Below are 23,302 nucleotides of genomic sequence, written 5' to 3'. Positions count from 1 at the left end.
GGCCTGCGTCACCTTTCGTCGGTACTTCGAGGGTGGCACGGAAGGCATCGCTCCGATCCGCCGGCAGCGGCAGTATAGGCGGCTTCCTCCCGCGCGCCGGGGATGGCCGCCTCCCGGCGCGCGGCCTCTTCTCACGCCGGGCAGCCGTACGGCCGGCCCTCGCGCCGAGGCGAGGGCCGGCCGTACGGGGCGATCAGGACCCGGGCGGAGCCGGGGCGTCCGGGAGCGTCGGCTCAGCGGTGGGGGACACGGGGTCGGTGGGCGTCTCCGCCGGAGCGCTCGGGGTGGTCGGTGCGGTCGGGGTGTCGGTGGGGGTCTCTGTGGGGGTCTCGGTGGGAGTGTCGTTCGGCGCCGTGGGCGTGACCGTCGGCGTCGCGCAGGGCTTCGGCGTGTGCCAGGCCAGCTTGCCGGAGCGCCAGTGCGGGAAGTACGGCGAGCCCTTGCCGAGGTTCCACAGCTTCCTGCTCGGCCGGGAGAGATCGAAGACGTAGGCGGCCGCCGCGGTCTCCCCCTGAGAGGCGGCGGGCGACGGTTCGGTCTTCGGCGCGACGGAGTCCGTCGCGCCCGGCGCCGCGGGAGCCTCCGGAGCCGGAGGGGTCAGGGTCTCGGGAGCGGGCGTGGGGGTCTCCCCGGGGGGAGCCGGCGTCTCCTGAGGGGGAGTGGGGGTGGCTTCGGGAGGAGTCGGCGTGCTTTCGGGCGCTGTGGGGGTCTCCTCGGGGAGAGTGGGGGTGGCTTCAGGCGTCGTCGGAGGAGTCGGGCTCGGCGGGGCGGGCGACTGGGAGGCGGGCACCGCGGCGACCACCGAGACCCAGGCGTCCTGCCGGATCTCGCCGCCGCGACGGCCCGTGAACACCCGCGTCGAGTCGTCGACGGCGTAGGACTGTTCGAAGCCGTCCTGGCTCCGGACGGTGACCGAGCCCTCGGCCACGGCGACGGCCTGGCCGGTCTGGGTGAACACCGTGACGGTGTCACACCCGTTCCTGGCCGGCACGACCACCTCGCCGTGCAGCACGCCGATGAACGGGCCCACGAGGGGCACCGTGGTGGCGGTCGCGGGGGTGGTGGTCTCGGCGGGGATGGTCTCCTGCGTGGGCGTGATCGTCACGGTGGCCGTCACCACGGGTTCCGGAGCGTCGGTCGGCGGGGTGACGGGAGCGGCGGAGGCCGCCGCCACTCCGACGCCGCCGGTCGCGGTGAGGACGAACGCGGTGGCGAGGATCATGGGGTGGGAGATGCGCCTGCGAGGTCCGCCCGGGCCGGACGACTGTCCTTCCTTCGGGCGGTGGGGGTTGGTCGGCGTCACCGTTCCTCCATATCGTGCGGTGTGAGGTTTTCCGCCGGACTGGCGGCCGGAGCGCGTCGCTCCGCTACCCGACAGTGGCGATCGTTATATTTGTTGTCAAACCGTGTCTCTTCCGTGGGTTTGTGGAGACCTTTCCCATCTACTCCAAATCCATGCGGGCGGATTCGTCGCCGCGCGGCGGCCCGGCGGCTTCTGGGCAGGTCGGAAGGGTGACAAACGGCGTGAAAAATCTTGGGGCGGCCCGTCGCCGGTCACGACCGCGCTGAGCCGCCGGCCAGGCGCGCGTACGGCCCGCCCGCCCGCAGCAGGTCGGCGTGCGCGCCTGCCTCCACGACCCGTCCGGCCTCCAGCACGAGAATGAGATCGGCGTCCAGCACGGTGCTCAGCCGGTGGGCGATGACGATGCGCGTCATGTCCAGCCCGGCGAGGTTGGCCTCGATCGCCGCCTCCGTCGCCGTGTCGAGGTGGCTGGTGGCCTCGTCCAGGAGCAGCAGCCTCGGCCTGGACAGCAGGGCCCTGGCCAGGGCGATCCGCTGCCGCTGCCCGCCGGACAGGCCGCCCCCCTCGGCGAGCAGGGTGCCGTACCCCATGGGCATGGCCATGATGTCGTCGTGGACGCAGGCGAGGCGGGCCGCCTCGGCGATCTCCTCGGCCGGCGCGCCCGGCGCGTTCAGCGCGATGTTCTCGGCAATGGTCCCGGTGAACAGCACGGGTTCCTGCGGCACCACCGCGAACTGGCGGCGCAGGGCGCCCGGGTCGAAGCGGGAGGCGGGCAGGCCGTCGTAGCGGATCTCCCCCTCGGTGGGGGCGAAGAGCCCGAGCAGCACGCGGGCGAGGGTCGTCTTGCCCGAGCCCGACCGGCCCACCAGGGCGAGCTTCCGGCCCGGCGCCACCTCCACGCTGACGTCCCGCACCACCCAGGGCGCCTCCGCCGTGTACCGGAAGCCCACGCCCTCCGCGCTGACGCGGCCGCTCACCTCGGCGGTCACCGCGTCCGGGGGGACCGGCTCCGCCTCGGCCTCCCAGACGTCGGCCAGGCGGTCCACGTACGGCCGGGCCGCCTGGAGTGCCTGCAGACCGCCGATCAGCGAGGACAGCAGGGAGAGCGCGACGGCCGCGAGCGCCTGCAGCGCGAGCATCTCGCCCAGTGACATCTCCCCGCCGACGACCTGCCCCGCCCCGACCCAGACCAGGACCAGTGGGGCCGTGAACCTGAGCGCGTCGAACACCGCCTGTTGCAGGCCCTGGGCCCGGCTGCTGCGCCCGGCCCGGCCGACGTACACCGCCAGCAGCTTCGTCCACCGGTGCCGGACGCGGGGTTCGGAACCCGAGGCCTTGATGCTCTCGATGCCCCGCACCACCTCGACGAGCCGGCCCTGGACGTCGCTGCGCGTGTCCGCCTCGCGGCGGGCCAGGTCGCTGACGTGCCGCCGGGTGGCCAGCAGCAGGGCGACCTGGGCCGCCGCGAAGGCCAGCAGGCAGGCGCCGGTCAGCGGACTGCGGACGGCCACCGCGACCAGGTATCCCAGCGCCAGCGGGCCGTCGAAGACCGCGAGGAGGGCCTGGCCGATCACGATCTCCCTGATCAGCACGGTTCCCATGACCTTGTTGGACAGGTCCACGGACGTCCGCCCGGCGAAGAACCGGAACGGCGCCGCGAGCAGGCGGGTCGCGGTGATCTCCAGCAGGTCGGCGTCCGCGCGGACGCGCAGGGCCGCGAGCGTGAACGCCCGCAGCACCCCCACCGCCGTGTGCGTGGCGAAGACCGCGAGCAGGCCCGCGCCGAGGGCGGTGATCAGATCCCGCTCGCCCGCGAGCACCACCCGGTCGACGATCAGCCCGGTCAGGACGGGCAGGACGAGCCCGAACGCCTGCGTCACGACGCTGAACAGGGCCAGCAGGGCGACCAGCGGCCGCCGCGCGGCGAACGCCGTACGGATGAACTGGAGCCATGAACGGCTCCGCGCGTGCCCGAACCGCCCTCGGGCGAACTCCGGCCCCGGTTCGAAGACGAGCACCACCCCGCTGAAGGACCCGGCGAACTCCTCCTCATCGATCCGGTGACGTCCCGTTCCCGGATCGGCGATCGTGACGCGGCCACGCCCGAGCGCCTCGACGACGACGAAGTGGCGCGACTCCCAGTGGGCCACGGCGGGGAGGGGGACGTGCCGGATCGCCTCCGCGGGCAGCGAGAAGGCACGTGCGGTGAGGCCCCGCCGGCGTGCCGCCCGGATGAGTGAGAGAGCGGTCCCGCCGTCGCGCCCGATCCCCATCTCGTCCGCGAGCGCGCGGACCGTGGTGTGGTGACCGTGCGCCCCGAGGACCATGGCGAGGCAGGCGGCGCCGCACTCGGTCATGGAGTCCTGGAACAGCAGCGGGACCCGTGTGCGATTGAACCTCATGGGTCCCGCAGTGTTCCGCCGCCCACTGCGCGGCGACTTGGATCATCCGGCGCGGGAACGGGTCCCGGGGCCGCCTGCCGACGCCGCCGGGGGCCCGGCGAGAAGGCCGGACATGCCCCCGACCTGCGGTTGCAGCGGTGCTCAGCCTCCCTCCAATCTGCCCGCAAGACGGTTCCAAGATCTTCCACCGAGCCTTGGGAGCGTGGGAGCCGCCCCGGCTCCCGTACGGAAAGGAGGGAGATCACATGGGCAGGAATCCGCGCACGGAGCTGCGCGACATCTCCGAGGTCGGCGCCGAGCTGGACGAGAGCCGGCTGCAGGGGATCAACGGCGGCATGGACCCCGAGGGGGCCTACAGCCACACCGGCCTGTACGCCAGCCGCGACGACGTCTACTGCTAGCACGAGGAGACACCGGAATGACTGTGCGGACCGTTCTCGCCGACATCGACGCCGTGGGCGCCGAACTCGACGAGGAGACCCTGCGGGGCGTCAGCGGCGGCATGTGGCCCGAGTACAACACGGGCTCGTACGGCGGCAACATGTGCTCCTGGGACGACATCGCCCTCTGAGCGGACTGTGAAACGCCTCTGAACCGCCGCTGAGGCACGGGGTGGGAGCGCCCGCGTCGGCGCTCCCGCCTTCACCGTGATCACGAAAGGCCCGGCCTTGCCATCTCCGCATGTTCTCGTCCTCACGGGTGAGGACGATCCCCACGCCGACCGCGTCGGCGCCCTGCTCGCCGAGCGCGGCGCGCGGGTCACCGTCTTCGACCCCGGCGGCTTCCCCGTCTCCTGGCGGGTGGAGGTCGGCTACACGGCGGACGGGCGCATGACGCGCCTGCTGCGGGGCGGTGGGGAGGAGATCGCGCTCGACACGGTCACCGCGTTGTGGTGGCGCCGTCCCAGCCCGCCCGCGCCGCATCCGGAGCTGACCGAACCGGCGGTCGCCGCGCACGCGGCCAGGGAGTGCCAGAGCCTGCTCAGCGATCTGTGGGAGCACCTGCCGTGCCCGCAGCTGCCCGCCCGCGAGTCGGTCTGGCGGCGGTCCGGCCAGAAGGCCTCCCAGCTCGCCCTCGCGGCGGAGCTCGGCTTCGCCGTACCGGACACGCTCATCACCACGGACCCTGAGGCGTTCTTCGAGTTCCACGGGCGGCACGACGGCCGCGTCATCACCAAGACGTTCCACATCCCCTTCATCGAGGGCGTCGGTGACGGCCTCACCGTCACGCGTCTCAGCGAGCCGGTGTCGCCCCGCGACCTGGCGTACGCCGACGGGCTGCGGTTCTGCCCGATGATCGTGCAGGAGCGGGTGGACAAGCGCCTGGAGCTGCGCGTCACCGTCGTCGGCCGCCGGATCTTCGCCGCGGAGATCCACTCCCAGGTGTCCAACCGGTCCGCCGTCGACTGGCGGCGCTACGACACCGGGATCACCCCGCACCGTCCGCACCGCCTGCCCGACGACGTCGCCGCGCGCTGTCTCACCCTCATGGAGCGGCTCGGCCTCGCGTACGGGGCGATCGACCTGATCCTCACCCCCGAGGGCCGTCACGTCTTCCTCGAGGTGAACCCCAACGCGCAGTGGCTGTGGGTGGAGCACCTCACCGGCCTTCCGATCAGCGAGGCCATCTGCGAACACCTCCTGCGAGGAGCCTGACGTGCCGCTTTTCCCCGACCACCTGCTGAACGACGCCCTGGCCTTCCTGCGCCGGGTCTCCGGCGCCGAGCCGGCCGACGCGAGGCGCCTGCTGGGCGACCTGCGAGCCGGACACCCGGACGTGCCGATGCGCCTCGTCTGGCAGCGCGACCATCCCGGCGGGAGCCACCACTACGACCTGCTGATCACGGCGCCGGACGGCACGGTGTCCGTCGCGTTCGCGCCGGCCCGGGCCGTCCCGTGGCCGCTGCGCGGCAGCCAGGGCGCCGGCGAGCAGGTCGTCGTCCGCGTCGACGGCGTCGACGTCAGGATGGAGCAGGCCATGGCCGTGCTCGACGGGCTGTGGGGGGACAGTTCGCTCGCCGCCCGCCTCGTGAACGCCGCCCTGGTGGAGCAGGAACTGGAGCGGGAGCCGGTCGAACTGTCCGCCGAGGAGCTTCAGGAGGCCATGGACGCCTTCCGGCGGGCCCGCGGCCTGCTCACCGTCCGGGCCACCCGTGACTGGATGGCGGAACGCGGGCTCGACCACGCGTCGCTGGAGACGATCGTCCACCAGGAGGCCGCCATCGCCCGGCTGCGCCGCCGGGTGGCCGCCGACGGCGCGGCCGGACGGTTCGCCGCCGACCGGGACGGCCACGACCGCCTCAGCGTTCTACGCCTGCGGTATCCCCACCTCGAAGCCGCCCGTACGGCGGCCAGGCGGCTGCGAAACGGCGCACGGCCCGGAATCGGACGTCCCGGGATCGAACGGCCTGGGAGCGGGCCGCTCGTCCCGATCGCAGGGAAGGACGCCGGGAAGGACGTCGGGGAGGCGCGTGCGGAGATCTTCGCGAAGGCCGCAGAAGAGGCCTTCGAGTACGGCGCGGACGTCCGGCCGGCGCTCGTGTACCGCCGCGAACTCGGCCCGGAGGCCGCCGGCGCCGGCGCCGGGGACGTCCTCGGCGGCGGGCCGGAGCCGCTGGTCACCTGCGTACTGGAGGTGCGCCCCGCCGTCCTCGACGACGAGACCCGGCGCGCGATCGAGAACCGGATCTTCGACGACTGGCTCGCGCGCAGGCGCGCCGAGGCGAGCGTCGAGTGGATGTGGGGCACCGCACTGCAGACGGGATCGGTCACGCGGGCGCTCCGGGCGCCGGACGGTTCGCGCGGCGCCTCGCCGACGTCCCCGGCCGCCGGCGGGTGACGGCCCGGCGGGAAAACGGCACGATCGACATCTATATGGAGTACGTCGGCGACGGCGCGTGAGCGAGACCGCGTAATAAACCGTCCCGTCGTTGAATTATCACGGATTTTGTGATTTTTGTTCCCGCCGTCCCGGGCTTGCTGAAGCGGTGGTCGCGGGCGGAGAATTCCGCACTTGGACACTTTCCATTGCTGATCTTCCATTGTGGAGATTACGGTTCTCACCTCTGTTCCGGATTTTTCGCCAGAGGTGAGGAAATGACGGAAGACCAGGTGAAGACAATTCTCCGCAGCAAGCTCCGGACGTGGGGATGGATGTACCGATGACGATCAGCATGGAGCGCCCCGCCGCCGTCGTCACGGCCACCCCCCGGCTGCCGGAGATCTCGCGCATGGCCGGCGTGGGCACCGCGGTGTCCGACACGTCGTTCACGCAGTCCGAAGTGCTCGAACTCCTCGACATCGACAACCCCAAGATCCGCTCGGTGTTCCTCAACAGCGCGATCACCCGGCGTCACCTGACGCTGCCCCCGGCGGACGAGAGCGGCAGGCGCGCCCCGGAGCCCCAGGGCGACCTGCTCGACAAACACAAGAGGCTCGCCGTCGAGATGGGCGCGCGGGCGCTGGAATCGTGCCTGAAGAACGCCGGCGCGGGCCTGTCCGACCTGCGTCACCTGTGCTGCGTGACCTCCACCGGTTTCCTCACCCCCGGCCTGAGCGCCCTGATCATCAGAGAGCTCGGCATCGACCCGCACTGCAGCCGCTCCGACATCGTCGGCATGGGCTGCAACGCCGGGCTGAACGCGCTCGGCGTCGTGTCCGGCTGGTCCGCTGCCCATCCCGGCGAACTCGCGGTCGTCCTGTGCAGCGAGGCGTGCTCGGCCGCGTACGCGCTGGACGGCACCATGCGCACAGCGGTCGTCAACAGCCTCTTCGGCGACGGCGCCGCCGCGCTCGCCCTGGTCGCGGGCGCGGGCGAGGCCGCGCCCGCCGGGCCGCGCATCCTCAAGTTCGCCAGCCTCATCATCACCGACGCCCTCGACGCGATGCGCTACGACTGGGACCGGGCCCAGGACAGGTTCAGCTTCTTCCTCGACCCGCAGATCCCCTACGTCGTGGGCGCGCACGCCGAGATCGTCGTCGACCGCCTGCTGGCCGGGACGGGGCTGCGCCGCAGCGAGATCGGGCACTGGCTCGTCCACTCCGGCGGCAAGAAGGTCATCGACGCCGTCATGGTCAACCTCGGGCTCAGCCGGCACGACGTCCGGCACACGATCGGCGTCCTGCGCGACTACGGAAACGTCTCCAGCGCCTCGTTCCTGTTCTCCTACGAGCGCCTGCTGGCCGAGGAGGTCGCCCGGCCCGGCGACTACGGCGTGCTCATGACCATGGGGCCCGGCTCCACCATCGAGACGGCGCTGGTCCAGTGGTGAGGCCGCCCGGAAGCGAAGGTGAACCCATGCTGTCGGTCGACGGCGCTCTCCCTCTGTCGGCCGGGCTGGTCGAGGCGGTCCAGACGCTCTGCGACGCCGCCGAGGACCACGCGGACCCCGGCCCGGTCGTGATCGCCCTGTCCGGCGTCCCGGACGGCGCCGCGTCCGGCACCACGTTCGGCCCCGCGCCCGGCGGGCTCGACATCGGCCTGGTGTCCAAGTGGGAGCGCGCGCTGCGCCGCCTCGAACGGCTGCCCGTGCGCACCTGCGCGGTGGTCCTCGGCGACTGCGGCGGCACCGCGCTGGAGGTCCTGCTGGCCACCGACCTCAGGGTCGCCACGCCCGGCGCCCGTCTGGTCGTCCCGGCGTACGGCGACGCCGTGTGGCCCGGCATGGCGCTCTACCGGCTCACCCAGCAGGCGGGGGTCGGCGGCGTACGGCGGGCGGTGCTCGGCGGCGCGCCGATCTCCGCGGAGCGGGCGCTGGCGCTGCACCTCCTCGACGGGCTGAGCGACGATCCCGCCGCCGCCCTGGCGGCGCTCACGGACGACCTGCCCGGCAGGGACCTGGCGATCCGGCGCCAGCTCATGTTCGACGCGGCCAGGACCAGCTTCGAGGACGCGCTCGGGACCCACCTGGCGGCCTGCGACCGCGCCCTGCGCAGGAGCGCGGCCTCATGAGAGCGGACCCCGCGAGCGGCATTGTGAGCGGCATTGTGAGCGGCATTGTGAGCGGCACGGTCCTGGAGGTCGCGAGCGCGGCGCTGTCCGAGGCGGCCGAACGGGCCGAGACCCGGCTGGCCGAGCTGCCCGAGCCGGGTGCCCGCACGGAGGCGGAGCGCGCGACGGCCACCGAGATCAAGGACGAGATCCGGCTGCTCCGCACACGGTTCATGGAGGCGTACGCCGAGGACGTCCACGACCGGCTCACGGAGGGCGGCAAGCGCGAACTGCGCGTCGGCGAGCTGGTCGAGGCCGCCGCGGAGGCGTTCCCCGGGCTGGTGCCCACCGCCGCGCAGCTCGCCGCCGAGCGCGACCGGCCGCAGGCCGGCAAGGAGGGGCGCGAGATCGACCAGGGCATCTTCCTGCGGGCGATCCTCGCCTCGCCCCGGCCCGGACGCCACCTGATCGACGCGATGCTCCGGCCCACCCCGCGCGCCCTGCGCCTGCTGCCCGAGTTCCTCAGGACCGGCGTGGCCGAGATGGAGGCCGTACGGCTGGTGCGTGACGACGGGGTCGCGCGTCTCACCCTGTGCCGCGACGACTGCCTGAACGCCGAGGACGGCCGGCAGGTCGACGACATGGAGACCGCGGTCGACCTGGCCCTGCTCGACCCCGGCGTCCGCGTGTGCCTCGTGCGGGGCGGGGAGATGAGCCACCCCCGCTATCGGGGCAGGCGGGTCTTCAGCGCCGGCATCAACCTCAAGAGCCTGAGCTCCGGGGGCATCTCCCTGGTCGACTTCCTGCTGCGGCGCGAGCTCGGCTACCTCCACAAGATCATGCGTGGGGTGCGCGTACGGGACGGCGCCTGGCACTCGCCGTTCGTCGAGAAGCCCTGGGTCGCCGCCGTGGACGGGTTCGCCATCGGGGGTGCGACCCAGCTCCTGCTGGTCTTCGACCACGTGCTGGCCGCCTCCGACGCCTACTTCAGCCTGCCCGCGGCCAAGGAGGGGATCGTCCCGGGGGTCGCGAACCTCAGGCTGACCAGGTTCGCCGGGCCACGCCTGGCCCGCCAGGTCATCCTGACGGGCCGCCGCGTGTGGGCCTCCGAGCCGGACGCGCGGCTGCTGGCCGACGAGATCGTGGAGCCGGCCGAGCTGGACGCCGCCGTCGAGCGCGCCCTGGCCCGGCTCGACGGCGCGGCGGTGCTGGCCAACCGGCGGATGCTGAACCTCGCCGACGAGTCCGTCGACGCCTTCCGCACCTACATGGCGGAATTCGCGCTCCAGCAGGCCATCCGCCTCTACAGCGAGGACGTAATCGACAAGGTCGGCAAATTCGGTGCCAAGCCGGGATCCCGGTAAAGGGAACGAAAAAGGAGGCAATGCCGGTGGAACGCGAGGAATTCGATGTCGTGGTGGTGGGCGGCGGCCCGGGCGGCGCCACGCTGGCCGCTCTCGTGGCGATGCAGGGCCACCGGGTGCTCGTCCTGGAGAAGGAGACCTTTCCCCGGTACCAGATCGGTGAGTCGCTGCTGCCGTCGACGATCCACGGCGTGTGCAAAATGATCGGAGTGACCGACGCCCTGGCGGCGGCGGGATTCACCCACAAGAAGGGCGGCACGTTCCGCTGGGGCGCCAAGCCGGAGCCGTGGACGTTCTCGTTCTCGGTGTCCCCCAAGATCGCGAGCTCCACGTCGTACGCGTACCAGGTGGAGCGGTCGAAGTTCGACAAGATCCTGCTGGACAACGCCGTGTCGAAGGGTGCGGAGGTCCGCTTCCGGACGCAGGTGTCCGACGTCATCGAGGAGGACGGCCGGGTCGTCGGCGTGACGTACTCCGGCGAGGACGGCGCCGAGCACCGGGCGTACGCGCGGTTCGTGGTGGACGCCTCCGGCAACGGCAGCCGCATCTACAAGCGGGTCGGCGGCACCCGCGTCTACTCCGAGTTCTTCCGCAGCCTGGCGCTGTTCGGCTACTTCGAGGGCGGCAGGCGGCTGCCCGCGCCCTACTCCGGCAACATCCTGTCGGTCGCCTTCAACAGCGGGTGGTTCTGGTACATCCCCCTCAGCGACACCCTCACGAGCGTGGGCGCGGTCGTCCGCAGGGAGAACGCGGAGAAGGTCCAGGGCGACCCCGAGGCCTCGCTGTCCGCGCTGATCGACGAGTGCCCGCTGATCAAGGACTACCTGTCCGGCGCCACCCGCGTGACGGAGGGTCAGTACGGCCAGATCCGCGCGCGGAAGGACTACTCCTACCACCACACCACGTTCTGGCGGCCCGGGTTCGTGCTGATCGGCGACGCGGCGTGCTTCGTCGACCCGGTCTTCTCGTCGGGCGTCCACCTGGCCACCTACAGCGCCCTGCTGGCCTCGCGCTCCATCAACAGCGCCCTCGCGGGGCTGGTCGGCGAGGAGGAGGCCTTCACCGAGTTCGAGGCGCGCTACCGCCGGGAGTACGGCGTGTTCTACGAGTTCCTGATGTCGTTCTACGACATGCACCGGGACGAGGACTCCTACTTCTGGTCGGCGAAGAAGGTCACCCACAGCGGGCACACCGAGCTGGAGTCCTTCGTCGAGCTCGTCGCTGGCGTGTCCTCCTCGGAGTTCGCCCTCAGGGACGCCGAGTCGGCCGCGGTGCGGATGAAGGACAAGTCGGCCGAGTTCGCCGCCGCGATCGACGAGCTGGCCGCCGACCGCGAGGGCAACATGGCACCTCTGTTCAAGTCGTCGGCCGTACGGCAGGCGATGCAGGAGGGCGCCCAGGTGCAGAGCCGGGCCTTCCTCGGCGAGGATCTCGGGCCCGACGTCCCCATGTTCCCCGGCGGCCTCGTCACCAGCAACGACGGGCTGTTCTGGCTGCCGGCCAAGGCGTAGGCGGGAGGGGACACGATGCCGGTCGCCCGGGTCAACGGGATCACCCTGGGTTACGACGACTACGGCTCCGGAGACCCGGTCGTCCTGGTCACGGGCACCGGGGCGCCCGGCCGGATCTGGCGGACGCACCAGGTGCCCGCGCTGAAGGCGGCCGGCCATCGCGTCGTCACCGTCGACAACCGGGGCGTTCCGCCGAGCGATCTGTGCCCCGGCGGCTTCACGCTCGACGACATGGCCGCCGACGTCGCCGGCCTCATCGAGCACCTCGAACTGGGACCGTGCCGGGTCGTGGGCTTCTCCCTGGGCGCGATCATCGTCCAGGAGCTGCTCCTGGCCCGGCCCGGCCTCGTACGGCAGGCCGTCCTGATAGCCTCCTGCGGCCGCACCGACGCGTTCGTGGACGCGATGACGGCCGCCGAGCTCGAACTGTGCGACAGCGGGACGGTCCTGCCGCCGCGCTTCGGCGCCTACCTCCAGGCCGTGTCGAACCTGTCGCCGCGCACGCTCAGCGACGAGGAGCAGATCAGGGACTGGCTCGACGTGTTCGAGATGTCGGCGGTGGACCGCGCGGGCGTGCGCGGGCAGCTCAGCCTCCAGGTCATCCCCAACCGGCTGCCGGCCTACCGCGACATCGACTGCCCCTGCCTGGTCATCGGCTTCGCCGACGACCTGATCATCCGGCCGCGGCTGCCCCGGGAGGTGGCCGAGGCGATCCCGGGGGCACTCCACCTGGAGATCCCCGGCTGCGGGCACTACGGATACCTGGAGCGGCCCCGCGAGGTGAACGCCGCGATCATCGAGTTCTTCGGCCGCGGCTAGGGAGTGTCTGACAAATGCTGCCCGTCGCGAGCGGGGATCCAGGTGGATGCATCGCAAGGCGGAGGAGGAGCCGATAACAGCGTTATCGGCGACGACGACAACGCAGCGAGGCGCCGCCTGGGCCACGCGCAGCAGGGCTTGATTTGTCAGACACGACCTAGCGAGTGCCGGACACGGCCCGGCGTCTCAGCCGGTCCGTACCGGCATCGCGCCGTTGCCGTTCAGGGCGCGGTGCATGGTCACGACGGGGAAGGAGACCGTCGTGATCAGGCCGCCCTCGGGCCGCGCGACCGTCGTGAGGCGGGCGCCGTGGGCCGCCGCGATGGCCTGCACGATCGACAGCCCCAGGCCGAGCCCGTCCCGGCGTCCGCCCGTACGCGCCGTGCCGAGCCGCTGGAACGGCTGGAAGAGGCGTTCGACGGCCTCGGGTGGCACGACCGGCCCGCTGTTGGCGACGGTGAGCACCGCGTGACCGGCCATCACGCGGACCGACACGTCCACCCAGCCGTCGTCCGCGTTGTACTTGATCGCGTTGTCCACGAGGTTGACGACGAGACGCTCGGCCAGGTTCCGGTTGCCCGCGGCCGTCGCCGGCTCGGTCCGCACCCGCAGCGTCACCGACCGCAGCGCCGCCTCCTGGGTGCGCGCGCCGGTCACCTCCCGCGTGAGCTGTCCCAGGTCGAACGGCTGGCGCACCTCGATCCCCGCGTGCCCGCGGGTCAGCGTGAGCAGCGCCTCGATCAGCCGCTCCTGCTGCGCGCCCGCCACGAGGATCCGCTCGTGCGCCGCGCGCAGGGAGTCCACGCTCGCCTCGGGGTCCGACAAGGCGACCTGGCCGAGCGTGCGCTGCCGGGCCAGCGGCGTCCGCAGCTCGTGCGAGGCGTTCGCGACGAACTGCCGCTGCGCCAGGAAGCTCGCCTCCAGCCGGCTCAGCAGGTCGTCGAAGGTGTCGCCGAGCTCCTTGAGCTCGTCGCTCGGACCCTGGAGCGCCAGGCGCCGGTTCAGGCTCGTCGCCGAGATGTCGCGGGCGGCCGCGGTGATCGTACGCAGGGGGCGCAGGATGCGGCCGGCCACGATCCAGCCGAGCGCGAGCGAGATCAGCGACATGATCCCGAGCGCGATCCCCGACTGGATGAGCAACTGGTCGAGCAGGGTCGAGCGCTGGTGCGCCATCGCCTCGGCCGCCTCCGGCGGGAGCATGTCCATGACCGCCCCCTCGGAGCTGCCCGGACCCGGGCCCGGCACGCCGCCCGGCTGCAGGCCACCGCCGTCGTGCGGAGGGAGCAGCGTCTGGCCCGAGACGACCTGGCTGGACACGGCGTGGTGCACCAGGATGTAGGTGACGGCCAGCAGCGCCGCCCCCGAGACCAGATACAGGCCGCCGTACAGGAACGTCAGCCGCAGCCGGACGGTGCGGCGCGGCAGGTGCTTCAGGGCCACCCGCCTGGATAATCCGGAAATTCCGCTCATGGGCTCCCCGATATCTGGTAGCCGCGCTTGGCCGCGGTCTGGATGATCGGCGGGTCGCCCAGCTTCGTGCGCAACCTGCTGATCGTGATCTTCACGGCGTTGGTGAAGGGGTCGGCGGCCTCGTCCCAGACGCGTTCGAGCAGTTCCTCCGCCGACACGACCCGGCCCCTGGAGACCAGCAGCAACTCCAGCACGCCGAACTCCTTCGGCGCCAGATCCAGCACCCGGCCGCCCCTGGTGACGGTGCGACGGGCGGTGTCCAGCACGAGATCGCCGTGGCGGATCACCGGCGGCACCGCGGGATGCGACCGCCGCGCCAGCGCCCCGATCCGGGCGAGCAGCGCGGGAAAGTCGAACGGCTTGGGCAGGTAGTCGTCGGCTCCGCGGTTGAGGCCGTCGACCAGGTCCTCCGTCGTCGCGGCGGCCGTCAGCATGAGCACCCGGCTCCGGCAGCCCGCCTCGACGAGCTTGGCGCACACCTCGTCCCCGTGCAGCCCCGGCAGGTCGCGGTCGAGCACGATCACGTCGTAGTCGTTGCACAACGCGCGTTCCAGGCCGCTCGGGCCGTCCAGCGCGACGTCCACCGCCATGTACGCGCGCCGCAGGCCGACCGCCACGGTCTGCGCCATCTCCTCGTCGTCCTCAACCACCAGCACTCGCACTGGTCCGTCCCCGCTTCCCGTCAGACGACATCAACCTTGACAAGTTCCTCCATCATCGTCCAGCGGCGGTTTCCGCGACGTATCATCGCGCGTTCGTCGTTATTCGCGGCCGTAAATCAATTGGCGGACGCCGATGAATTGGCGTCCAAGTGCGGGGAACGCGCACTTGGACGGGCGGCCCTTGCCGGTCCCTAAGGGCCGGATTAGTGTGACCCCGGTCAGCCGCGGACAATTAAATTGGAGTGGTCATGGCCAATCCCTTCGACGATGAAAACGGCACCTTCTACGTCCTGGTGAACGACGAGGGGCAGCATTCGCTCTGGCCGGCGTTCGCCACCGTGCCGGCCGGCTGGAAGGTCGTGTTCGGCGAGGACACCCGTAAGGCCTGCCTCGACTACGTCGAGGAGAACTGGACCGACATGCGCCCGAAGAGCCTCATCGACCAGATGGGGCAGTAGGTGCCGGGCGACCGCGGAAACGGGGGACATCCTCGATGATCGGCGGCCCGGGGCCGGTGATGATACGCGGAATGGGGCCCGATTCGCCGGTGTCCAGGCAGCAGATCAAGCCGGGCACCACGAGAAGGATCCTGCCGTACACCAGGCCATATCTTCGCCATATCATTTTACTTTTCAGCTGCACCGTGATAAATGCCGGAATCACGGTGGCGACGCCCCTGTTGTTCAAGGCCGTCATCGACAACGGCATCCTCAGGCACGACGTGCCCGTGGTCGTCTGGACCTCCCTGGCCGCGGCCGGCATGGCCGTCCTGTCGGCCGGGCTCGGCTACGCCGTCGCCGCCTACTCCGCGCGGATCAGCGAGGGGCTCATCTACGACCTGCGCACGCAGGTCTTCGACCACGTGCAGCGGCAGCCGCTCGCGTTCTTCACCAGGGCGCAGACCGGCGCGCTGGTGAGCCGGCTGAACACCGACGTGATCGGGGCGCAGCAGGCCGTCACGTCGCTGCTGTCCACCGTCGCCTCCGCCGGGCTGACGCTCGTGCTCGTCATGATCACGATGTTCGCGCTGTCCTGGCAGATCACGCTGATCTCCCTGCTCGTGCTGCCGTTCTTCGTCCTGCCGGGCAAGCTCGTCGGAAACCGGCTGCAGCGGCTCACCCGGACGATGATGGAGACCAACGCCGAGATGGGCTCGTTGATGAACGAGCGCTTCAACGTGACGGGCGCCCTGCTGGCCAAGCTCTACGGCTCGCCCGAGTCCGAGACCCGCGCGTTCTCCCGGCTGGCGGCCAAGGTCCGCGACATCGGCGTCCGGACGTACGTCTACGGTCAGCTCCTCTTCCTGTCGATCACCCTGCTGAGCGCGCTCGCCACCGCCATGGTGTACGGCCTGGGCGGCGGCCTGGCGATCAACGGCGTGTTCCAGATCGGCACGCTGGTCGCGCTCGCGACGCTGCTCACCCGGCTGTTCGGCCCGATAAACCAGCTCTCCAGCGCCCAGAGCAGCATCCTCACGGCACTGGTCAGCTTCGACCGCGTCTTCGAGGTGCTCGACCTGAAGCCGCTCATCGCGGAGAAGCCGGACGCGGCGCCCCTGCCCGTCACCGAGGCCGCGCCCGACATCGAGTTCGACGGTGTGTCCTTCCGCTATCCGGCCGCCGCCGACGTCTCGCTGGCCTCCCTGGAGTCGATCGCGCTGCCCGCCGTGGAACGCGTCGGCAACGCCTGGACGCTGCGTGAGCTGAGCTTCCGCGTGCCGGCCGGGAAACTGACCGCGCTTGTAGGGCCGTCCGGAGCGGGGAAGACCACCATCACCCACCTGGTGCCGCGGCTGTACGACCCGGTCGAGGGCAGCGTACGGATCGGCGGCCGCGACCTGCGCGACCTGACGCTCGACTCGCTCCGCGACACCGTCGGCATGGTCACGCAGGACGCCCACCTCTTCCACCAGACCATCAGGGAGAACCTGCTCTACGCCAAGCCGGGCGCGACCGAGGAGGAACTGGTCGAGGCGTGCCGGGCCGCACAGATCTGGCCCCTGATCACATCCCTGCCGGACGGCTTCGACACCGTCGTCGGCGACCGCGGCTACCGCCTGTCCGGCGGCGAGAAGCAGCGCATCGCGATGGCCCGGCTGCTGCTCAAGGCCCCGCCGATCGTCGTCCTGGACGAGGCGACCGCGCACCTCGACTCCGAGTCGGAGGCGGCCCTGCAGCGGGCGCTCAAGACCGCGTTGACCGGACGCACCTCGCTCGTCATCGCCCACCGGCTCTCCACGATCAGGGACGCCGACCAGATCCTCGTCATCGACAAGGGACAGGTCAGGGAGAGCGGGACCCACGAGGAACTGCTGGAGCGCGGCGGAATGTACGCCGAGCTCTACCACACGCAGTTCGCCGGCCGGCCGTCCTCGCTGAACGGCGACTCCGCTCCTGCGGACGACTTCGCCGCCGGTCCGCTCCCGGTCGGGGCGGCTCCCCACGACGGTCACCTCGCCCACCCCGGACCCCGGCCCATGGGCGGCCCCTATCCCGGCGGCCCTCATTTCGGCGGGCCCGGCCCCGGCGGTCCTGGCGGTCATGGTGGTCACGGCCCCGTGCCCGGTGGCCCTCCCGGCCCCTTCTCCGGTGGCCACGGTCCCGGTGTTCATGGTCCCGGTGTTCATGGTCCCGGTGTTCATGGTCCCGGTGTTCATGGTCCCGGTGGCCATGGTCCCGGTGGCCATGGTCCCGGTGGCCACGGTCCCGGCGGTCACGGTCCTGGTAGTCATGGTCCCGGCAGCCCGGGCCCGGGTGGCCCTCCCGGTCCCTATCCCGGTGTTCATGGTCCCGGTCCCGGCCCCGATGGTCCCGGTCCCGGCCCCGATGGTCCCGGTCCCGGCCCCAATGGTCCCGGTCCCGTACCCGGAGGGCCTCCCGGGCCGTTCCACGGCGGGCCGCCCCCGGGACGCCCTTAGTGGGAAGTCCACGGACCTTGGCCGGGTCGGTCACTGCGCGGGAAGGAACCTCCGGTCCTTCTTTGGCCGAGTCGGTCACTGCGGCGGAAGGAACCTCCGGTCCTCGCGAAGCCCGCTTCGCTGGGCCTTCGCTGCGGTCCTCGCTCCCTTCCGCTCCGCTCCCTCCACCCCGGTGAACGTTGGCGGACAGCGAACCAGCGGAGACAGCGGGACCCCGGCCACACGCCGGCACCTCGGGAATGTCGATCGAGCTAAGAATCGGTGGGAGCTCCGCTGTGTCTGATTCCCGTCCCCTCCCTTCTGCCGCCGGTCGGCTCACGAGGTGCTTCGTCGCCGGCGGCTGGCACATCCGGTTCGCCGAGCGGCCGGAGCCGGTGGTGTGGCTGGACCGGTCTCCGGCCGAGGCCGTCGCCATCGCGACGGCCTATCTCCACCGCGTGAGCGGAGCACGTGAGGTCGTCCTCGACGTCGAAGGGCATCGCTCACCGGTCCGGCTTGAGGTGAAGCCGGGGAGCCGTGTGGACGAGCTGGTACGGCTGGCCGAAGAGACCCTTACGGACGACGGGTCCATGACCGCTCCGGGCGATGCATGCGGGGTCTGCGAGGACAGCCGGGAAGACGGGCAGGCGGCCTACAGGCGGATGTTCACGACATTCGCGAGGAACGCCTCCGCTGCTCCTCCTGCCACCCCCATCGGTGAGATCGACGTGCTGACGCCGGAGGAGCGTTCGCTGACGGTGGCGGGCTGGAATGACACCGCCGCCCCTGTGGCGGCCGGGACGGTGCTGGACCGGTTCGAGGAGCAGGCCGATCGCGCGCCGGATGCGGTGGCGGTCTGGTGCGACGGGGTCAGTGTCTCCTACCGGGAGGTGGAGGAGGCGGCCAACCGCCTGGCCTCCTACCTGCGCGAGTTGGGCGTGGGGGCCGAGTCCAGGGTCGGGCTGGTACTGCCGCGCGGGGTCCAGCTTGTCGTGTCGATCCTGGCGGCCTGGAAAGCCGGAGCCGGATACGTGCCGATCGACCCTGCTTACCCTGCCGACCGGATCGGCTTCATCCTCGCCGACAGCGCCGCCCAGGTAGTTATGGGTACCACCGCCACCCTGTCCCGCATCACCACCCCCCACACCGACACCGGCACGAGCGCGAGTGCCGGCGCCGACATCGACGCGGTGGAGACCGCAGGTGTGCGTGCGAACGTCGCTGCCACCGCCGACGCAGACCTGGGTGCGGGCGCGACCGCTGACGCGGATGCGAACGGCACCGCCATCGCTAACGCCAACGCTGACGTCGGTGCAGGTGCCGACGCCAACGCCGATGTGGGTGGGTTGCGTGTGGTCGTGCTGGACGACGAGCGCACGGCGGAGCGCATCGACGCGCAACCGGCGGAGCGCTTCGGTGTGGCGGTCGAGGCGGCGGGGTTGGCGTATGTGATTTATACGTCGGGGTCGACGGGGCGGCCGAAGGGGGTGGCGGTGCCGCATGCCGGGGTGGTGAACCTGGCGCATGCGATGCGGCCCGCCCTGGATGTGGGGCCGGGGGTGACGGCGTTGCAGTTCGCCTCCTTCGGGTTCGACGCGGCCGTACTCGACGTCGCCGTCACCCTGGCCGCCGGCGGAACGCTGGCGATCGCGACGGAGGCCGAGCGGGCCGAACCCGGCGCCCTCGCAGAGATGATCGCCGTTGCGGGCGTCGAGGTGGCCAGCGTCGTGCCGTCCCTGCTGAGTGTGCTGGACCCGGAGGCCGTGCCGGGGGTGCGTCGGTGGGTTCTGGGTGCCGAGCGGTTGAGCGCCCGCCTGGCCGCACGGTGGCTGGGGTCGGGGGCGGAGGTGTGGAACACCTACGGCCCGACCGAGGCCAGTGTGATCACCACCGCCAGCCCGATAGCGATCCCGGTGGAGCAGGACCCGGCGATCGGCGCGCCGCTCGCCAACACCCGCGTGTTCGTGCTGGACGACTTCCTCCGCCCGGTCCCGCCCGGCGTCACCGGGGAGGTGTACATCGCCGGCACCGGCCTGGCCCGCGGCTACGTCGGACGACCGTCAATGACTGCCGAGCGGTTCGTCGCCGCCCCCTTCGCAGACGGGGAGCGGATGTACCGCAGCGGCGACCTGGCCCGCTGGCTCAACAACGGGCAGCTTGCCTTCGTCGGCCGGGCCGACGAACAAGTGAAGATCCGCGGGTTCCGCATCGAACCGGGCGAGGTCGAAGCCGTCCTCGCGAGCCATGAGTCGGTGGCGCAGGTCGCCGTCATCGTCCGTGAGGACCGCCCGGGTGACAAGCGCCTGGTCGCCTATGTCGTCCTCGCCCACAACCTGGGCGCGCAAGCCTCCGCCGCTATCAGCCCGGCCACCGCGAGCGCGGGTGCTGCGAGCCCGGACGTCGCAGGCTCCGGCGCGCTGGGCGGGGAGGGTTCCCCGAGCGCGGCGAGCGTGGAAGTCGCCGGTCCGGACGCCGCGAGTGGCGAGGCCGGGAGCCGGGCCGCTGGCGGGGCGGGTGCCGGGTGGGTGGATGTGGCGGCGTTGCGGGAGTATGCGGCCTCGCGGTTGCCGGACTACATGGTTCCGCTGGTGGTGCCGATCGAGGCGATTCCGCTGACGGTCAACGGGAAGCTGGACCGGGCCGCCCTACCGGCGCCCGATCTGCCCGGTGTGGGGCGGGCGGCGGAAACGCCGATGGAAGAGATCCTCTGCGGGCTGTTCGCCGAGGTCCTGGGCGTGGATCAGGTCGGGGCGGAGGCGTCATTCTTCGAATTGGGCGGCGACTCGATCATGTCGATGTTGCTGGTGGCCGCCGCCCGCCGCGCTGGACTGGTCATCACCACCCGTGAGGTGTTCGATCACCAGTCTCCGGCCGCGCTCGCCGGTGTCGTCCGTACCGTCGGCCAGGCCGCGTCGGGAAGCGGCGGTGAGCCGGGCGTGGGTGAGATCCCGTTGACGCCGGTGATGTGGGAGTTGCTGGAGCGGGTGGCTCCGGCGGCGCTGGGTGAGGTGTTCCAGTCCGCTGTGCTGGTCACACCGCCGGGGCTGAGCTTCGACGCTTTGGTGGCTGCGGTTCAGGCGGTGACGGATCGCCATGAGGTGCTGCGTGCCCGGCTGGTTACCGTGCCGGAACCGCATCTGGTGGTGCCGCAGGCGGCCGACATCACCACGTGGGTGCGGCGGGTGGAGGCGAACGGCGCGGATTGGGCGGGCCGGGTCGGTGAGCGGGGGGCTGCTGCGGATTGGGCGGGGCAAGTCGATGGGCAGGGGGCCGGCGCGGACTGGGCGCGTCAGGTTGACGAGCAGACCAGGGCGGCGGTTGAACGGCTGGATCCGCTGGCCGGGGTGATGGTCCAGGTGGTCTGGCTGGACGCCGGGCCCGACGAGCCCGGACGGCTGCTGCTGGTCATCGCCCACCTTGTCGTGGACGGCGTCTCCTGGCGCGTACTTCTGCCCGATCTGGCCGAGGTCTACGAGAAGCTGTCCGCCGGGCACGAGATCACCCTCGAACCCGTCCCGACGTCCTATCGCCACTGGGCTCGGGAGCTCACCGCCGAGGCGAGCGCGCGGACGCCGGAACTGCCCGGTTGGCTCGCCCTTCTTCTAGGCCCCGAGCCGCTGCTGACCACCGAACCCCTGGACCCGGCTCGGGACGTCGGCGCGACGGTGCAGCGTGTCGCGGCGACCGTACCCGCGGATGTCACCACGGCCCTGCTGACCACGGTGCCGGCCGCGTTCCACGCGGGCATCGACGACATCCTGCTGACCGGACTGGTCACGGCCGTCGCCGAGTCGCGTGACGGACGGGACGTGGGCGACGGCATTGTCGTGGACGTCGAAGGGCACGGCAGGGTGCCGCTGGCCGACGGCGAGGACCTGACCAGGACCGCAGGCTGGTTCACGAGCATCCATCCGGCCCGGCTCGACGCCGGAGCCGTGGACTTCACCGACGTACGGAACGGCGGCCCGTCCGCCGGACGAGCGGTCAAGCGCGTCAAGGAGCAGCTGCGGGCGCTCCCCGGCGACGGCTTGGGATACGGCCTGCTCCGTTATCTCAACCACGACACCGCCGCGGAGTTGGCGGCGATCCCCAGGGCGCAGATCGGCTTCAACTACCTGGGACGGTTCACGACCCAGCAGCGGAGCTGGCAGCTCGCCGAGGACAACGGACTTGGTGAGGGCATCGCGAACCGGTCGCCGGTCATGCACGCCCTCGAAGCCGAAGGCATGGTCAGAGACCTCGCGGAAGGACCGTCGCTCGTACTGACCCTTGCCTGGCCGAAGCGGCTGCTGTCCGAGAGCGCCGCGCAGGGCCTGGTCGACGCGTGGGCGGCGATGCTGGCCGGCCTCGTCGCGCACACGGCCGCCCCCGGGAGTGGCGGGCACACTCCCTCCGACTTTCCTCTCGTGCCTCTCGACCAGGCGCAGATCGAGCGGCTTGAGGCGGACGTTCCTGACCTGGTCGAGGTCCTGCCGGTGTCACCACTGCAGGAGGGGCTGCTCTTCCACGCCCTGTACGACGACCAGACGCGGGACGTCTACGCGGAACAGATGGCCCTCGAACTGGAAGGGCCGCTGGACGCGCGGGCGTTGCGGGCGTCCTGGGAGGCGCTGCTCGAACGGCATGCCAGCTTGCGCGCGGGGTTCCACCAGGTCAGCGGCTTGGAGCACCCCGTGCAGGCGATCGTACGGCGGGCCGCGCTGCCGTGGCGCGAGGTGGACCTGTCGGCGCTTCCTCTGGACGAGGCCCGGACGGAGACGCAGCGCCTGGCGGACGAGGAGCGGGCCCGGCGGTTCGACCTGGGCGCACCACCGCTGCTGCGGGTCCTCCTGGTCAAGCTGGCCACCGATCAACACCGCATGGTGATCACGCTGCATCACGTGGTGCTCGACGGGTGGTCGCTGCCGATCCTGCAGAGAGAGCTATGGGCCGCCTATTCCGGAGGTGGCGACGCAGGAACGCTGGCACCTGTCACGCCGTACCGGGAGCACCTGGCCTGGCTGGGCCGGCAGGACAAGGAGGCGGCACGGGAGGCGTGGCGGCGGGCGCTGGCCGGGGTGGAGGAGCCGACGCTGGTCGCATCGGCGTCAACGGGGTCCACCACAGGTCAGGTCGTGGTCGAACCCGATCGGGAGCTGACCCAGGCCCTGCGAGACCTGGCCCGCCGGCAGGGCGTGACCCTGAACACGGTGCTCCAGGTGGCGTGGGCGGTGCTCGTGGGGATGCTGAGCGGGCGTCGAGATGTGGTGTTCGGCGTCACCGTCGCCGGGCGGCCCGCCGAGCTTCCCGGCATGGAACACATGGTGGGGCTCTTCATCAACACCATCCCGCTGCGGGTACGCCTGGATCCGGCCGCCTCGGTCGTACGAACCCTGGCGGAGGTCCAGGCAGCCCAGTCGGAACTGCTCGATCACCAACACCTGGGGTTGACGGAGATCCAGCGTCTGGCGGGGCCGGGTGCGACCTTCGACACCCTGATGGCCTTCGAGAACTATCGCGCGGGCGACAGCGAACCACCTCAGCCGTTGAAGCTCGTCGGAACGGAAGTCCGGGAGGCGACCAACTTCTCCCTGGCCCTGGGCGTGAATCCGATCGGCGAACTGCGGCTCCGCCTCGACTACCTGACGGAGTCGTTCGACGAGTCCACTGCTCAGGCGTTCGCGCGGCGGTTGGCACGGGTGCTGGAGCAGGTGGCCTCCGACCCCTCTGTACGGCTCAGCCAGGTCGATGTGCTGGAGGAGTCCGAGCGGCGGTCGGTGGTGGAGGGGTGGAACGCCACCGCTACCCCCGTGGTAGCCGGGACGGTCCTGGACTGGTTCCAGGAGTGGGCCGATCGGGCGCCGGATGCGGTGGCGGTGTGGTGTGACGGGGTCGGCGTGTCCTACCGGGAGGTGGAGGAGGCGGCCAACCGTCTCGCCTCCTACCTGCGCGAGTTGGGCGTGGGCG

The 23,302-nt window shown here is 71.5% G+C and carries 15 protein-coding genes and 1 pseudogene; 12 read left to right on the top strand and 4 right to left on the bottom strand.

Annotation, left to right across the window (positions count from 1 at the left end; all coding sequences use genetic code 11):
- Window positions 1–193: 193 nt before the first annotated feature.
- Together Mam01_RS25420 and Mam01_RS25415 are read right to left on the bottom strand one after the other, a co-directional pair.
- Entirely contained in the window at window positions 194–1,303 is a 1,110-nt protein-coding gene (locus Mam01_RS25420; protein WP_204287725.1) for a hypothetical protein, read from the bottom strand.
- A 251-nt stretch (window positions 1,304–1,554) separates the two neighbouring features.
- On the bottom strand, window positions 1,555–3,705 hold the full coding sequence (locus tag Mam01_RS25415) for a peptidase domain-containing ABC transporter (protein ID WP_204287724.1): 2,151 nt from the start codon (window positions 3,703–3,705) through the stop codon (window positions 1,555–1,557).
- Window positions 3,706–3,950: 245 nt separating this feature from the next.
- Here Mam01_RS25415 and Mam01_RS25410 point away from each other — a divergent pair, with 245 nt between their 5' ends.
- The 9 genes from Mam01_RS25410 (at window position 3,951) to Mam01_RS25370 (ending at window position 12,328) form a co-directional block, all read left to right on the top strand.
- On the top strand, window positions 3,951–4,106 hold the full coding sequence (locus Mam01_RS25410) for a hypothetical protein (protein WP_204287723.1): 156 nt from the start codon (window positions 3,951–3,953) through the stop codon (window positions 4,104–4,106).
- Between the two features lie 17 nt (window positions 4,107–4,123).
- On the top strand, window positions 4,124–4,276 hold the full coding sequence (locus Mam01_RS25405; protein WP_204287722.1) for a hypothetical protein: 153 nt from the start codon (window positions 4,124–4,126) through the stop codon (window positions 4,274–4,276).
- A gap of 97 nt (window positions 4,277–4,373) precedes the next feature.
- On the top strand, window positions 4,374–5,360 hold the full coding sequence (locus Mam01_RS25400; RefSeq protein ID WP_204287721.1) for an MvdC/MvdD family ATP grasp protein: 987 nt from the start codon (window positions 4,374–4,376) through the stop codon (window positions 5,358–5,360).
- A gap of 1 nt (window position 5,361) precedes the next feature.
- Window positions 5,362–6,543 (top strand): TIGR04500 family putative peptide maturation system protein, encoded by a 1,182-nt coding sequence (locus tag Mam01_RS25395; protein WP_204287720.1) that lies wholly within the window; start codon window positions 5,362–5,364, stop codon window positions 6,541–6,543.
- Window positions 6,544–6,865: 322 nt separating this feature from the next.
- Window positions 6,866–7,975, top strand: a complete 1,110-nt coding sequence (dpgA, locus tag Mam01_RS25390) for a 3,5-dihydroxyphenylacetyl-CoA synthase DpgA (protein ID WP_239101600.1) — start codon at window positions 6,866–6,868, stop codon at window positions 7,973–7,975.
- Window positions 7,976–8,001: 26 nt separating this feature from the next.
- A complete protein-coding gene (gene dpgB, locus Mam01_RS25385) occupies window positions 8,002–8,655 on the top strand; it encodes an enoyl-CoA-hydratase DpgB (RefSeq protein ID WP_204287719.1) in 654 nt (217 codons plus the stop codon).
- Entirely contained in the window at window positions 8,652–9,998 is a 1,347-nt protein-coding gene (gene dpgC / locus Mam01_RS25380; RefSeq protein ID WP_204287718.1) for a (3,5-dihydroxyphenyl)acetyl-CoA 1,2-dioxygenase DpgC, read from the top strand. Before dpgB ends, dpgC begins: the two co-directional genes overlap by 4 nt.
- Before the next feature lie 20 nt (window positions 9,999–10,018).
- Window positions 10,019–11,509, top strand: a complete 1,491-nt coding sequence (locus tag Mam01_RS25375; protein ID WP_204287717.1) for a tryptophan 7-halogenase — start codon at window positions 10,019–10,021, stop codon at window positions 11,507–11,509.
- Window positions 11,510–11,524: 15 nt separating this feature from the next.
- The gene (locus Mam01_RS25370; RefSeq protein WP_204287716.1) at window positions 11,525–12,328 is read left to right on the top strand and encodes an alpha/beta fold hydrolase; all 804 of its coding nucleotides are present in this window, start codon (window positions 11,525–11,527) and stop codon (window positions 12,326–12,328) included.
- Window positions 12,329–12,514: 186 nt separating this feature from the next.
- Here Mam01_RS25370 and Mam01_RS25365 read toward each other — a convergent pair whose 3' ends face one another.
- Both Mam01_RS25365 and Mam01_RS25360 read right to left on the bottom strand, forming a co-directional pair.
- Window positions 12,515–13,768, bottom strand: a complete 1,254-nt coding sequence (locus Mam01_RS25365; RefSeq protein ID WP_204287715.1) for a sensor histidine kinase — start codon at window positions 13,766–13,768, stop codon at window positions 12,515–12,517.
- A gap of 26 nt (window positions 13,769–13,794) precedes the next feature.
- On the bottom strand, window positions 13,795–14,460 hold the full coding sequence (locus Mam01_RS25360; protein WP_150938945.1) for a response regulator transcription factor: 666 nt from the start codon (window positions 14,458–14,460) through the stop codon (window positions 13,795–13,797).
- Window positions 14,461–14,708: 248 nt separating this feature from the next.
- Between Mam01_RS25360 and Mam01_RS25355 the strand changes: the two genes are divergently transcribed.
- The 3 genes and pseudogenes from Mam01_RS25355 to Mam01_RS25340 form a co-directional block, all read left to right on the top strand.
- Window positions 14,709–14,918: an MbtH family protein gene (locus Mam01_RS25355; RefSeq protein ID WP_150938947.1), complete on the top strand. Its 210-nt coding sequence runs from the start codon at window positions 14,709–14,711 to the stop codon at window positions 14,916–14,918.
- 35 nt (window positions 14,919–14,953) lie between these two features.
- Window positions 14,954–16,591, top strand: a pseudogene (locus tag Mam01_RS25350) (ABC transporter ATP-binding protein); the annotation flags it as partial.
- Between the two features lie 1,061 nt (window positions 16,592–17,652).
- Window positions 17,653–23,302, top strand: a 5,650-nt coding sequence (locus tag Mam01_RS25340; RefSeq protein ID WP_204287714.1) for a non-ribosomal peptide synthetase, incomplete at its 3' end; no start/stop codon positions are given.

The organism is Microbispora amethystogenes, from assembly GCF_016863015.1.
Taxonomy (GTDB): Bacteria; Actinomycetota; Actinomycetes; order Streptosporangiales; family Streptosporangiaceae; genus Microbispora; species Microbispora amethystogenes.
The sequence above is the reverse complement of the archived record's forward strand: the minus strand, read 5'-3'. Positions and strand labels throughout refer to the sequence as shown.

What these genes read in the sequence shown, in the direction of transcription:
- Mam01_RS25415 (WP_204287724.1), bottom strand. Translation starts at nt 3,705, where the DNA reads ATGAGGTTCAATCGCACACGGGTCCCGCTGCTGTTCCAGGACTCCATG.
- Mam01_RS25410 (WP_204287723.1), top strand. Translation starts at nt 3,951, where the DNA reads ATGGGCAGGAATCCGCGCACGGAGCTGCGCGACATCTCCGAGGTCGGC.
- Mam01_RS25370 (WP_204287716.1), top strand. Translation starts at nt 11,525, where the DNA reads ATGCCGGTCGCCCGGGTCAACGGGATCACCCTGGGTTACGACGACTAC.
- Mam01_RS25355 (WP_150938947.1), top strand. Translation starts at nt 14,709, where the DNA reads ATGGCCAATCCCTTCGACGATGAAAACGGCACCTTCTACGTCCTGGTG.
- Mam01_RS25375 (WP_204287717.1), top strand. Translation starts at nt 10,019, where the DNA reads ATGCCGGTGGAACGCGAGGAATTCGATGTCGTGGTGGTGGGCGGCGGC.
- dpgB (WP_204287719.1), top strand. Translation starts at nt 8,002, where the DNA reads ATGCTGTCGGTCGACGGCGCTCTCCCTCTGTCGGCCGGGCTGGTCGAG.
- dpgA (WP_239101600.1), top strand. Translation starts at nt 6,866, where the DNA reads ATGACGATCAGCATGGAGCGCCCCGCCGCCGTCGTCACGGCCACCCCC.
- dpgC (WP_204287718.1), top strand. Translation starts at nt 8,652, where the DNA reads ATGAGAGCGGACCCCGCGAGCGGCATTGTGAGCGGCATTGTGAGCGGC.
- Mam01_RS25405 (WP_204287722.1), top strand. Translation starts at nt 4,124, where the DNA reads ATGACTGTGCGGACCGTTCTCGCCGACATCGACGCCGTGGGCGCCGAA.